At 51.5% G+C, this 13,370-nt stretch carries 10 protein-coding genes; 6 read left to right on the top strand and 4 right to left on the bottom strand.

Going from position 1 to position 13,370, the window contains the following annotated elements:
* Positions 1–115: 115 nt before the first annotated feature.
* The 5 genes from ABC502_RS17805 to ABC502_RS17785 all read left to right on the top strand — a co-directional run bounded on the left by ABC502_RS17805 (position 116) and on the right by ABC502_RS17785 (position 5,254).
* Positions 116–1,033, top strand: a complete 918-nt coding sequence (locus tag ABC502_RS17805) for a BadF/BadG/BcrA/BcrD ATPase family protein (RefSeq protein ID WP_330087288.1) — start codon at positions 116–118, stop codon at positions 1,031–1,033.
* Positions 1,020–2,150 carry an N-acetylglucosamine-6-phosphate deacetylase gene (gene nagA / locus ABC502_RS17800; RefSeq protein WP_345916839.1) on the top strand — a complete coding sequence of 377 codons (1,131 nt, stop codon included), beginning with the start codon at positions 1,020–1,022 and terminating at the stop codon, positions 2,148–2,150. The genes ABC502_RS17805 and nagA overlap by 14 nt, the downstream gene beginning before the upstream one ends.
* Before the next feature lie 78 nt (positions 2,151–2,228).
* Complete coding sequence (locus ABC502_RS17795) at positions 2,229–3,536, top strand: sugar MFS transporter (RefSeq protein ID WP_345916838.1); 1,308 nt, start codon at positions 2,229–2,231, stop codon at positions 3,534–3,536.
* Between the two features lie 4 nt (positions 3,537–3,540).
* Entirely contained in the window at positions 3,541–4,650 is a 1,110-nt protein-coding gene (locus ABC502_RS17790) for a heparan-alpha-glucosaminide N-acetyltransferase domain-containing protein (protein ID WP_345916837.1), read from the top strand.
* Between the two features lie 121 nt (positions 4,651–4,771).
* Positions 4,772–5,254, top strand: coding sequence for a DUF1456 family protein (locus ABC502_RS17785; protein ID WP_345916836.1), 483 nt, complete (start codon positions 4,772–4,774; stop codon positions 5,252–5,254).
* 74 nt (positions 5,255–5,328) lie between these two features.
* On the opposite strand, the gene ABC502_RS17780 is transcribed toward ABC502_RS17785, so the two are convergent.
* The 4 genes from ABC502_RS17780 to coaD all read right to left on the bottom strand — a co-directional run bounded on the left by ABC502_RS17780 (position 5,329) and on the right by coaD (position 12,483).
* Complete coding sequence (locus tag ABC502_RS17780; protein WP_345916835.1) at positions 5,329–6,414, bottom strand: cytochrome c peroxidase; 1,086 nt, start codon at positions 6,412–6,414, stop codon at positions 5,329–5,331.
* Positions 6,408–9,122 (bottom strand): hypothetical protein, encoded by a 2,715-nt coding sequence (locus ABC502_RS17775; RefSeq protein ID WP_345916834.1) that lies wholly within the window; start codon positions 9,120–9,122, stop codon positions 6,408–6,410. The genes ABC502_RS17780 and ABC502_RS17775 overlap by 7 nt, the downstream gene beginning before the upstream one ends.
* Positions 9,094–11,763, bottom strand: coding sequence for an Ig-like domain-containing protein (locus ABC502_RS17770; RefSeq protein ID WP_345916833.1), 2,670 nt, complete (start codon positions 11,761–11,763; stop codon positions 9,094–9,096). Before ABC502_RS17770 ends, ABC502_RS17775 begins: the two co-directional genes overlap by 29 nt.
* Positions 11,764–12,000: 237 nt before the next feature.
* Positions 12,001–12,483 (bottom strand): pantetheine-phosphate adenylyltransferase, encoded by a 483-nt coding sequence (gene coaD, locus ABC502_RS17765; protein WP_345916832.1) that lies wholly within the window; start codon positions 12,481–12,483, stop codon positions 12,001–12,003.
* A gap of 125 nt (positions 12,484–12,608) precedes the next feature.
* Here coaD and ABC502_RS17760 point away from each other — a divergent pair, with 125 nt between their 5' ends.
* Positions 12,609–13,277: a TetR/AcrR family transcriptional regulator gene (locus ABC502_RS17760; RefSeq protein ID WP_330087294.1), complete on the top strand. Its 669-nt coding sequence runs from the start codon at positions 12,609–12,611 to the stop codon at positions 13,275–13,277.
* Positions 13,278–13,370: the final 93 nt, after the last annotated feature.

Here is a 13,370-nt window from a genome sequence, read left to right as displayed (position 1 = left end):
CTTGTCATTTTGCAGATTTATTATATGCTGTTTGGTAAAAATGACAACGCTGTCAATCGGCTTTTTTGCACAATTAATCGACAGCACTTAGCAGCAGGTTGCATTGGGGAACTGAATGAAAACAGCAACAGAGCCGCAGCATCTGTATCTGGGCATTGATGGTGGCGGTAGTAAATGCCGCGCTATTCTGGTATCCGAGGATTCAAAGGTGCTGGGTGAAGGCATTGCCGGGCCAGGGAATCCACTACGGGGTATGGAGATAGCAACGGCGTCCATTATGGATGCCACGCGTCAGGCGTTACTTTGTGCCGGCCTGCCTGAGCGCAGTATGGCTGAAATCACGGTAGGTGCGGGGTTGGCCGGGGTCAATGTACCCCAGTATTACGCTTTATTCCGGGAATGGCAGCATCCTTTTGCTGCCTTTCATCTCACCAGTGATTTGCATATTGCCTGCATGGGCGCCCATCAGGGCAAAGACGGTGCTGTGATTATTATTGGCACCGGGTCTTGTGGTCTGGCCCAGGTTGGGGAACAGATCATCGAAGTGGGTGGTCATGGCTTTCCTTATGGCGACAATGGCAGCGGTGCCTGGTTTGGGTTGCAAATGGTGCATCATGTGTTGTTAAGCCTGGATGGTTTAGCTGCCCCAACAGCGATGACGTCGGCTTTACTGCAAGCCAGCCATTGCCATGACCAATTGGCGCTGGTGCAGCATTTTATGCATGCCACCCCTACCAGTTATGCCCGCTATGCTCCTTTGGTGTTTGCCTGCGCTGAGCAAGGGGATCTGTGCGCCAATGTTATTGTGCAACAAGGGGCTTCGCATATAAATGCCATTGCACATCGTTTATTGGCCATTGAGCCACCGCAGCTGGCATTGATTGGCGGGCTGGCATATAAGTTAGAGCCTTACCTGGATCCGGCGGTACGCTGCCATATAACCAATGCAAAAGCTGCGCCGGAGTGGGGGGCTGTATGGTATGCTCAGCAATTAACACAGCAGCAAGGATCCCCGCGTTATGAACAGTTTTGAGCTGAACGTTGCCCGTCTGTTTGATGGCGAGCACTGGCATTCCAACAGCACAGTGTCGATTGAACAAGGCCGTATTTCCGCTATTGCACCTTGCGATGCCAGCGCTGTCACTGACGGTATCCTGGTACCGGGGTTTATTGATATTCAGGTCAATGGCGGCGGCGGCGTTTTATTGAATACTGCGCCAACTAAGGAGACACTGGCTTGCATGATGCAGGCTCACGCTCGTTTTGGCACCAGCGCCATGTTGCCAACCGTTATTACCGATAGCCTGGTTACCATGCAGCAAGCGGCAGATGCAGTGGCTGAGGCCATCGCTGCCGGCGAGCCAGGTATTCTGGGAATTCACTTTGAGGGGCCGCACTTGTCGGTACCCAAAAAAGGCGTGCACCCGGCAAGTCAGATCCGGCCATTATCGGCGGAGGAGTTGGCGTTGTACCAGCGCACCGATCTTGGCATTCGCATGGTAACGGTAGCACCGGAAACCATACCGCCACAGCAAATACGTCAACTGGTTGCTGCCGGTGTCATTGTATTCTTAGGCCACTCGAATGCCGATGCAGCTACGGTACAGGCTGCACTGCAGGCCGGCGCTACCGGCTTTACCCATTTATACAATGCCATGTCACCATTGACGTCGCGTGAGCCCGGCATGGTTGGGGTAGCGCTGGCCGACCCTGCTAGCTGGTGCGGTATTATTTTGGATGGTTACCATATGGACCCTATTGCGGCGAAAGTCGCATTAGCAGCCAAACCGCCAGGAAAGCTGCTACTGGTGACCGATGCGATGTCACCGGTTGGTACCAGTGATACCGAGTTTGCTTTTTTTGATGGCAAGGTAACCCGGCAAGGCAATAAGTTGACCAATGAGGCCGGTTCGCTGGCTGGCTCGGTGCTGGATATGGCCGCGGCAGTACAGTATGCCGTACAGGTGCTGGGGTTGGAGCTTGCTGAAGCCCTGCGAATGGCGGCACTCTATCCGGCCGAAGCCATTGGTTGTGCGGATGTGCGCGGTAAATTGCAGCCGGGTTATCTGGCCGATATGGTGCTGCTGACGGATGATTTACAGTGCCAGCGAAGCTGGTGGCAAGGCCAACCGCTTTGGCTTGGTAATTAAAGGTACTAATTCAGGCTGCTACCGGCAGCTATAGCCAGATCCGGTTGTAACCGGACATTTTATCAACAAGGGGTATTTATGGAAGCTGCAGCAACACAAAGCGTCAGGCGTACACAACTGATGCCGATGGTGATAGTCGCCATCTTATTTTTTGTGCTGGGTTTTGCCACCTGGTTAAATGGTTCTTTAATGCCGTATCTGACCCAGATGCTGCAACTGAATACCACGCAGGCCGCGCTCATTCTGTTTTCTTTCTACATCGCGGTGACCTTCACCGCGCTGCCATCGGCCTGGCTGATCCGTAAAGTCGGTTATAAAAATGGCATGGCGCTGGGTATTGGTGTGATGATGCTGGCGGGGTTGCTGTATATACCAGCGGCGAAAACGCAGATATTTGCAGTGTTCTTATTTGCTCAGCTGGTGATTGGTGCCGGTCAAACCTTGTTGCAAACCGCAGTCAACCCTTATGTAGTGCGGCTTGGGCCGGAAGAAACGGCGGCAGTGCGGGTCAGCATTATGGGTATTTTAAACAAAGGCGCCGGTGTGGTCGCTCCTCTGGTGTTTACTGCCCTGGTGATTGGCAGCCTGAGCGCACCGGCTGGTGCTGAGTTAACACAGGGCCAAATCGATACCATGGCCGATCGCATGGTATTGCCTTATCTTGGCTTAGCCATTTTTCTTGGCTTACTGGCACTGGCGGTTCGTTTTTCGCCTTTGCCGGAACTGGTAGAAGAGGCACAGCCTGATGCAGCCAGTGCCAGCCAAAGCCAGCTAAAAGTGGTGTTGGCTAAGCCTGCCTTGGTGTTGGGGGTGGTGGCACTCTTTGTCTATGTGGCGGTGGAAGTGATTGCCGGCGATACCATCGGCATGTATGCCTTGTCGCTTGGTGTCGAGCGCTACAGTGTGATGACCTCCTACACCATGGTATGTATGGTGGTCGGTTATTGTTTGGGCATCGCATTGATCCCACGGGTACTGTCACAGCAAACCGCGCTGGCAATTTCAGCCGTGCTTGGGGTGATACTGACTTTGGCGGTGGTTTTTGGCAATAACGAGTCGTACGCTATCGCCAATACGGTGCTGGTGCCCTTTGGTGGGGTGGCCTTGCCTGATACACTGATGTTTATTGCACTGCTGGGTCTGGCGAATGCTATCGTCTGGCCGGCGGTCTGGCCGCTGGCTTTATCCGGCCTTGGCCATCTGACCAGCATTGGTTCGGCATTATTGATTATGGGCATCGCCGGTGGTGCTTTTGGTCCGCTGCTGTGGGGCTTGTTCAGTGACACAGGTTTAGGCCAGCAGGGCGCTTATTTTGTCATGCTGCCATGCTATGCCTTTATCTTGTTCTATGCCGTCAAAGGCCATAAACTGAAAAGCTGGAAATAACCATATGACGGTTGCAGCTGCCCAGCGCCAGTCTGAACGTTTTGTGGCGCTGGATGCACTAAGAGGCCTGGCCATTGCGCTGATGATCCTGGTCAATACACCTGGCTCCTGGAGCCAGGTGTATGCTCCCTTACTGCATGCAGAGTGGCATGGTTTTACTTTTGCCGATATTGTCTTTCCGATGTTCTTATTTGCGGTAGGGGCCGCGATGGCCTTTTCCATGGCCAAAGCCACACCAACCGCGGCAGTCTTTGGCAAAATAGCCAAACGCACCTTATTGCTGTTTGGCTGCGGCTTATTTCTGCACTGGTTTCCTTTTTCCCAAAGCCTGACGGAGCTACGTATCCTCGGTGTGCTGCAACGCATCGCGCTTTGTTATGGCCTGGCCGCTTTATTGCTGCTTTATCTGAAACCGCGGTCTCTGCTGCTGGTGACGGTTATGCTGCCACTGTTGTATTGGGGGCTGCTGTGGCAGTTCTCACTCCAGCACCCCTATGAGCTTGCCGGCAATGCGGTGCAGCGTTTCGACCTCTGGTTGCTGGGCAGCGCTCATCTGTATCAAGGCTTTGGCGCTGCTTTTGACCCGGAAGGGCTGCTCAGTACCTTGCCAGCCGTGAGCTCGGTCTTGGTAGGGTATCTGGTGGCAACGGCACTGCGGCAAATGGACAAAGCCAGCAGTGTGCTCAGGTTGCTGCAGTGGGGGGGGGCACTAAGTCTGCTTGGGCTCTTGTGGCACTTGCTGTGGCCCATCAATAAGCCGCTCTGGTCGGGCAGTTACGTCGCATTTTCCAGTGGCTTAATTCTGTTGTTGCTGGCTGCCATGGTCTGGTGGATGGATGTCCGGCAGCGGCAAACGCTGCAGCCGCTGGTGATCTATGGCAGCAATCCGCTGTTTATTTACATGCTGTCCTGGCTTTGGGCCAGCGCTGCCACCCAGTTGATTCGCTTTAGCTACGGCGGCCAGACCATCAGTCTCTATCAGTTTGGCTTTGATAGTTTAAATGTGCTGCTACCAGCCAAACTGGCATCGCTGCTGTTCGCCCTACTGCATGTGCTGCTGTTCTGGGGACTGTCGTACTGGCTGTATCAGCGGCGGATTTTTATTAAGCTTTAAGCGGTCGAAATCCGGCATGAACAGCCAGCCAACGATAGGGCTTCGGCACTATGTCTGCTAAAATCCCAGTTTGCCAGCCATCGTGGTGATGCTGCTGGCCCACCTAAGACTAGGATCTATTTTGACCAACAACGATATTTTACGCCGTATCCGCTATGTATTTGATTTAAAAAATAGCGCTTTGATTGAGGTTTTCGCCTTAGCTGAAGTCAATGTCAGTCAGCAGCAGGTCACCGCCTGGCTAAAAAAAGAGGACGAGCCGGGCTTTGTGGCGTTGGCAGATAACGAGCTGGCTTCCTTTTTAAATGGTTTTATTGCGTTAAAGCGCGGTAAGCGCGAGGGCGAGCAGCCGAAAGCAGAAAGTAAACTCACCAATAACATGGTGTTCCAAAAGCTGCGCATTGCGTTAAACCTGCAGGCGGAAGAGATTCTGGCGATTATGCAGCTGGTTGATTTTAGGCTTAGCAAGCATGAGCTCAGCGCTTTTTTCCGCAAGCCAGAGCATAAAAATTACCGTGAGTGCCAAAATCAGATTTTGCGCAACTTTCTGATGGGCCTGCAGCGGCAATTACGGCCAGATGATAGTGCCGCAGAAGCTGAGTAGTGTATTTTAAGCCAGGTTAAGCGAATGTTTCGCTATAGCGACTGAAGCTGTTTACCAGAAGAAGCGTTGCAAGCTTACAAGGTTCTCAGGAATGCAAGTAATGCTTGCTCTTCTTCTTTGCTCAGGTCGAAGGGCTGCAGTAAATCCGTGGTTTTTGGAAACAATGGATCGTTGACCTGTTCACCACGAGGCTTTGGGCGCGAACCACCATGGGCGTACATGCGTACAATCCCCAGTAAATCATCAAACAAACCATTGTGCATAAAATGGTTACGCTCACTTAAATAACGCAGCGATGGCGTCCTGAACTTACCAACATCCTCGGGTTTCCCACTAATGTTGAAATGCCCCAGGTCTTCAAAGCGTCGGCCGTAATAGGTTAGTCCGGTGTTATGCAAGCGTTGATCTGAAAATAACGCACCACTATGGCATTGTACGCAGCCAGCCTTGGTTCTGAACAGATGTAAGCCTTCACGCTCCTGTTTACTCAATACATCTTCGGCCTGGGTAAAGTCCTCCATTTTAACTGCTTGCATAAACAGATCAAAAGGCCGTTCTGGCGAAGGGATACTGCGCATAAACTCTGCTATCGCTTGGGCTGCTCGTGGCCAGGTAATTGCATCATCGCCATAGGCTATCGTAAAGGCCTCCACGTACTTAGCTTGGCTGGTGATATAGGTAACCGCCGCTTCGACTGTATTGTCCATCTCCAGTGGATCTGTCAAAGGTTGCTCGATCAATGCCTCCAGGGTGTCTATCCGCGCATCCCAAAACAGGATTTCCCACAAACCGACCAAGCGCAGCATCGGCGTCGTTCGCTTACCCAAACGGCCTTGGACGCCTGGAGACAGTTTACTGTGGTCAGCAAAATGTATATCGGCCTGGTGGCAGGATGCACAACTCACACTGCTATCACCTGAAAGCCCCTTGTCATGAAAAAGCACCTTACCTAATTGTACCAGGTAGTCATCCAGTTTCACGGGTAAGGGAACCGGCGCAACGTCTTCCGCTGCGTCACTATGCTTAGGAGGCCATTGCGACTGAGGTTGCAGATATGCCTCTGCTGCTTCGCTATTAACCATCTCAGACGCATTAACGTGAACTCCCCATACGACACAAAATAAACATGCCGCCAGACTTCGAGAAACCGTCTTTACCATCGAAGGTTAACCCCAAACCAGAACTCTCTGCCTACCTCAATACCCGCAGTGCCTGGTGCGACTGTGTAGGTGCGCTGGTTGAATAAGTTGCTGATTTCAGCGCTGAGGGCGGCGCTCCAGCTCTGTGATAGCTGTAGTCGGTATTCAAGTCGCGAATGGACGAGTAATCGCTCCCGCCGCTCAAACTCGGTAAATAATGGGTAGGTTAGATTATGAATTTCACAGGTGTCGCAAATAATCAGGTTATCCCGCTGTACTTCGTATAACTGACCTGTGTCCAGCACGGTATCGAATTTACCTACGTAGGAAAGGCTTAGCGTTGAGCTGAGCGCATCAAACCAGCGAGCATTCCAGACCAGGTTTGCAGTGATTGGGCGACTAAAATCCATCTGCCGACGAGTCAGGTCGTCATAGGATGTCAGTATGTATTCTCCCGCATGCCTCTGTAAAACCACCAGCTCATCTTCGGGTACACCAATAACAGTATCGTCGTAGGACTCTGCCGTGGTCTTGTTGTCGGTATAGCTAATGTTGAACGTCAGAGAGTGATGTTGCCATGCCTGATTAAATGACAGCGAAACTCTATCGTGCTGGTTACTGCCTTCATTGGTCTGGTACAGGTAGGTATAACCGTCGATATACTCCTGCGGCCCCCGCGTGATTTGATCTTTCCCTTTGCGCTGAACATAGCGCAAAGAGATCATGGCATTGCTCCAAAGGTACTGGTTTATACCGAAGCTCAGTTCGTCGCTATAAGGCGTGCGGACGTTATCAAAGCGATAGCGAAAACGCGATGCGGTCGATGAAGTTACCCAGTCACCGACCTGACCACCGCTCAGTGGCCGGTATTGGGTCACATAGGGGCGCTGTGCCTCACGTAAACGATAGGTAATTAAGTTCGCCGCATAGTAGCGGTTAGCGCCCACCGTCAGGGTTGTGATGTCATTGCCAAACACATCTATCGCCGCACGAGAGCGGTACGCCAAGTTGAGGTTCTCGAGAAAATCGTCGTAGTCTAGGCGTCCACCCAGCGTCAGTTGGACTCGCGACCAATCGAGGCTATATTCTGCATAGGCATTCAGTTGTTGCAACGACACTTCAATGTCTTCCGCCAGATATAACCGACGATAACGCAGATACTGCCCTCGGCTTAACAGGTTGGCCTGATAGGCGGCAATATGCGCTGGGTTACTAAAATCAATAGCACCACCCAGTTGCTCCGCCAACTGGTCAAGTGGTACTTGATAGGACTGCTCGATACAATCCAGGGACACTCCGGCACAATGAATGTTAGCGTCACGATAAGGTGCCGAGTAAATGGCGGCCGCATCGCTCCGTTGCCGGTTTAACATCATATGTTCAGCGCCAACACCAATCTCAATATGTTGTCTGGCACCGAAACGCTGAGTTAATTCGCGGGAATAGCGAGTGGTCCCACTCCAGCTTGTCTGAGTTTTGTCGAGATCACCATAACCACCTTCACTGCTAAATGGTGGCGAGCCACTGTCGATCCCCCAGGATTTACCTGCTGCACGAAACCAGGGAATAAAGACACCTGGTGCACTGCGGCTGTTCTCACTTTTACTCCAAGCCAGTTTGGCATGCCAGTCGCCACCCCATAACGGATTCCAGCCATCCATACTTAGGCGCATCCCACCGCCTTTAATATCAAACGCTGAGTCCTGTACGTTACGAATAATATGGGTACCGGTATACGGGGAATACCCCGCGTTGATACGAATACGCTCAAGTAAAACATCATCTAACTGATAACTGAGTGAGCTGCTGATCGACTCCCGTTTGGTCTGCACTGCTTCATTCAGCGAAATATCTGTAATTGTCGATGTGGTGCGTGCTGCACTGAGCATGAATGACTGCCGGGGTGATATGCGATGGCTCATGCTGAAAGTCAGGCTTTCCTTATCAAAACTCGGTTCGCTAGGCCAGTCAACATCTCTGGCTTCTGCGTCAGCGCTATCGTTGTACACACGATCATTGATAAAGTGGTAACTGCCCCAACCGCTGTTTGAGCGCCGGTAGTCCAGGGTAAAGCGCGGTGCGCTGTCAGCATCACGTAAAGTCATGTCGACGACGCCACCATTGAAGGCGCCAAAACGCGCCGGTACATTGCTGTCGTACAGTGTCACACTGCCAATTAACTCATGATTGACAAAGGTCGCTTCCGGATGGCCCTGAACATCATTGACTGCTGTTGCCGAGCGCCCGGAGCTGCCTGGATCAAGATACGAATTATTGTCTAACCCGTCGAGAACAAAGGAGGTATGCCAAGGCTGCGCACCAGATATCGAGATCAGCTGGCTTTTTATTTCAGCCTGGCGATCGACACTCAAAGCTCCTTCCGCCCCTTGGACACCGGGTAAAAATAATAGCATATCAGTGATATTGCCATTGCCTTTGAGGGCATTGTCGAGAAATGTACGGTTGAGAGTATAACTTCCTTCGGCACCAGAGGTTTCAGGCAGCCAGCGCCGTCCATATACCTGAATGCGTTCCACGTTGACCGCTTCAGCCAGCACGGTCTGGTTTATTTCTGCCTGGGTTTGTTCGGAGCTTTTCGTTGCTGAGGCAGCCACTTGTGCTGCTTCCCCGGCATGACTTAGCCCCGAATAGAGTGCCAGCAGCGTTGTTATTGCGACCAGTGACAGGCGCACCTGACCTTTAGCCCAACGGTTGAGGATCGTCTTCATCTTTTACTCCATCACCGTCTGCATCATCATCAAGCTCAATATCGGTTTCACTAAGCTGCTCCACTGTAGCGGCCACAGCAAAGAAATTAGCGCGACCATCAAGGTCGGTGTCTACCGTTGCAATCAGACTGGCCGGGTAATCGTCTTGCACTGCCTGGATCGCAGAGATGCGGGACAGCAGTTGAATACGTTCTGCCTCACCTAAACTCATATCGCGAATCGTTTGTTCGGCCTCACCATAGCGTCTTGCGTAAGATAGGGCTTCGACTAAATCCCGGCTGAAACCTGCGTGCTCGGGTGCGGGGTGTTGCAACACTTCATGGTTTAAGCGTGTAAGCTGAGATGCAATCAACTCATTAAGATGTAACATCCACTGCTGGTAGTTCGGGTGGTTGTAGGCATGCGAGCGCAGTTCAACCAATACGGTGTCCGCCGGCATATTTATACCGCGCATCCCGTCGGTTCGTGTAAAGGCCCCAAGGGCGTTGATTATGTTTCTAAGCTCTAAATTATTGCTGTAAGTCGCAGAACTGAGTTGCTCAATCCCTGCTTCACTTGCGATGAGCGCACGTTCATATTCACGCCCATACGCCAGTAAACGAGCCAGTAGCAACTGTGAGCTTGCCTGCTCTAACCCAGGTTCCCGTTCGCTTTCTAAAGCATGCAAAGCTTGCTCATATAAGCTCATACCGTCGTTATCTAGACCGACATGGAGGTAGGTTTGAATAACATTGGTTACATGGCTGAACAGTTGGCCAGTTGCAGAGCCCAGCAGGTCTTCACAGCTGCGGGCGCGGCTTTGTGCCAGATCTCTGTTGCCTGTCCGTAAGGTTTGATTCACGATCTTAAAGCAGCCACTTGTGCCTGTATGATACTGCGGCGAATGGCCATTTTGTGCCGCGAACTCAGGGGTGAGCATCAGTTGATAGGCTCGCTCAAGTGCCAGGTCAGCCTCTGCGGTATAGCCTAACAAGCGCAAAGTGCTACCAAAGTATAGGTTGCTTGATGATAGCTCTGTCAGTTCATTCATTTGAGTGCGCACAGGCCCTGTGAAATGCTCCAGCAGATCATCGATCACGCTTTCAGCAGGTTCCCCTTCCAGCACTCGCAATACAAAGCGGATCCGATCAATCTCCGCCTGTGCTCTGGTGTAAGGCGTAGAGCCTTCATCAAGCAGGCTCAATGGCAGATTAGTATCCGCATCGGGGTAAAGTACCGAGAAGTAAGCCGCCGACAATTGCAGAGGGATCGGGTATTCCTCAAGTGTAGCTTCGGCATAAGGCTTGTCTGCAAAGGTGTAGTTCGGATCGTAGTCACCATGACCGTAAAATGACATGGTATAGGCGAGCTGACGCTTCGCAGCTTCAAACTCCCCCAGAAAGTAATAGAGCTCAGCGGCCCAAATACTGTGCAGTGGCGGAATACGATAATGTGTAGGTCGGTTGGTAAACTCGTGATACCCACCGACCTCAACCAGATAAGACAAGGCATGTACGTTCTGCATAGCAAGTTCGAAGGCCAGTTGGCTGTCGTCTGCCTGCATCTCCTCTAAATAGTCGAAGGTGGAGCCTCGTAGTGTATTGGCGATGTAACCGTGAGCATTCTTATAAACACCACCGCCCAGGTCGCCAATAAAAGTGCGAACCTGCGCATTGATTCGTTCAACAAGGTTCGCATCTCCAATTTCCTGCGCATGCCGTTGCATGGTCAGGTAAAACTGAGCATCCGTTCCTCTCATATTATCAATGCCGTTATCAACCGTCATTTGGGTAAAGGTATCGAAGGCTTGACGGCGAAGTGCCGCTGCTGTGTCTGTGTTACCCCGTGCCTGGTAAAGCCGCGCCAATGCCAGTGCGTGACGAGCTCTGCCCTCCTGACTGCGGATAAATTGGTCTGAGATACGTTGAACCTCGTCATCCATGCTTGCTATTACATATCCTTCTGCCAGCACACTGTAAGCGGCTTCAGTGTCTGTGTCTGAATCAATCTGGCGTAAGCGTTGTTCTGCCTGTAATAAATGTGAGTGGTTGGAGAAGTAGTAGTATGCCGACTTTTCTTCGTTGGTACCGTAGGCTGGCAGCAGGGTTACGGTTTCCTGCACAGGGTCGTTAACGCCGTCGCTGATAGCAACAGTGAATGACGCATTGGGTAGCGCCAAATCGGCTAGCTGATAATGGAAATAACCGTTCTGCTCAAGGGTAAATTCACCTCGCTCAGGTGGTTGCAATAGTTCGAAGCTAATCTCATCGCCGTCCTGATCATAAACCTCGAGTTGCCCTTCGATTTCACGGGTGGCGATGACTTCAATGCTGGTATTTATCAACTGAGGCGGTTGGTTAACAGCACGAACCAGGAAGGTAAATACGTAAACTGCACTGCGTCCTTCAACTCTGGCTTGATCGGTGCCACGAAAACTGGCTTCAGGTGTGTAGGTTACCTGACTGCTGTTTAACGAGATATGGCCGTGTTCAGGAGCCGAAAGCACACTGGGAAATTGGCCAAGCTCTAGTTGCTGTTGCCACTGAGCCCCCTGATCGAGTTCTGCATTAATGCTTATTTCGTTTAAACCTGAATTGTCGCTGTTACAGGCCACCAGGCTAGCCAGCCCGATCACCATCAGCATGCTTCGTAGAAAAGTCATGTCCATCCCATCCGCTTGGTTGTTCTGTACTGGATATCAAGGGGGTGAGATCTTAATGGTAATCATTCTTATTATCAACTTTTGATTTTAGTTTTTATCCTTATAACGGAAAATGTTTTCCGAAGATTGGTACATGCCTGCTTTCAGCCTGAGAGGGTTATATGCTGGGAAAAAGACCTTCTTTCTTCCTTGCCTAATGCGAATTGTGCCCGCATGGCTCTAATGCTGATAACTGCATTACTTGCCAAACTTGGCTTTCAAGGCTTTTTCCACCTCAGGTGAGACAAAGCCACTAACGTCACCGCCATGGCGGCAGACTTCTTTCACCAGAGTAGAGGAGATAAAGGTATTTTTCTCCGAAGGGGTCATAAAAATACTGTCGAGTTTTGGATTTAACGTGCGGTTCATGCTGGCCAGCTGAAACTCGTACTCAAAGTCGGCCACGGCCCGAACACCCCGGATCAGCACCTGAGCGTCCTGCTCGCGGGCTAAATCGGCCAGCAAGCCGGAAAAGCCGATTACCTTGACATTGCTGTGGCCGGCGAACAGCTCACGGGCCAGCTCGACCCGCTCACCCAGGGTAAACAACGGCTTCTTACTGGGGTTGGCGGCGACTGCGACCAGTACAGTGCTAAACAGCCGGGCAGCGCGCAGCACCAGATCGGCATGGCCATTGGTCAGCGGGTCAAAGGTTCCGGGATAAATGGCGGTAATATTCATTAGTGAATGGGTATCCTGAAGTGGAAAAATAGCGACTAGAGTTTTTAGTCAGTTTAGCGTTACTATAGCTGGAAAAGAAGTACCTAAAAAAACAGTCCAAACAAAAACAACAAAGACAGGCCGGGATGGAAAAGAAACTTCGTACCAAAGACAAAATCGTGCAGGCCAGCATCGAGCTGTTTAATGCTCAGGGTGAGCGTCAGGTCACCACCAATCACATTGCTGCCCACCTCGGCATTAGCCCGGGGAATCTGTATTACCATTTTCGCAATAAAGAAGACATTCTGCGGCATATCTTTAAAGAGTATACCCGCTTGCTGGAAAGTCGTATTCAGCCGCCGGGTGACAGCACCGAAGCACTGGATGCGCTGGCCAATTATCTGGATGTGGTGTTTGAGTTGATGTGGCGCTTTCATTTCTTTTACGCCAACCTGCCGGATATTCTGGCGCGTGATCCGGCACTGCATAAAGAGTATCAGGCGGTACAGGAGCAAGTGCTGGCCAGGGTCGTACGGGTGCTGAATGCCTTGCGCCAGGCTGGTGTGGTCGAGATGCCAGAGCAGGAAATCAGTGAGTTCGCCCATACCATCAAGCTAGTGGTGACCTTTTGGATCAGTTATCTGAAGACTCAGGCACCGGAACAGACCATTGATCAGGCCAGCGTCTATCAGGGGGTTTTGAAGGTGTTGTTATTGTTTAAACCTTATGCCAGCCCGGCAGCTATGCCGCGTATTCTGCAACTACAGCAGCATTATCAACGCTTGGCCGGCTTACCAACAAGCATGAGCGTATAGCGAACTTTACATCCTCCCGCTTTGCCAACAGGTCCGCTGTGAAAAACACTGCAGAAGTTCGGCCGAGTCAGTACAATATGCGGTACTACTGAC

Source organism: Alkalimonas sp. NCh-2 (assembly GCF_039631345.1).
Taxonomy (GTDB): domain Bacteria; phylum Pseudomonadota; class Gammaproteobacteria; order Enterobacterales; family Alteromonadaceae; genus Alkalimonas; species Alkalimonas mucilaginosa.
Note: the sequence above shows the minus strand (reverse complement) of the source record. Positions and strands in the feature narration are given on the sequence as shown.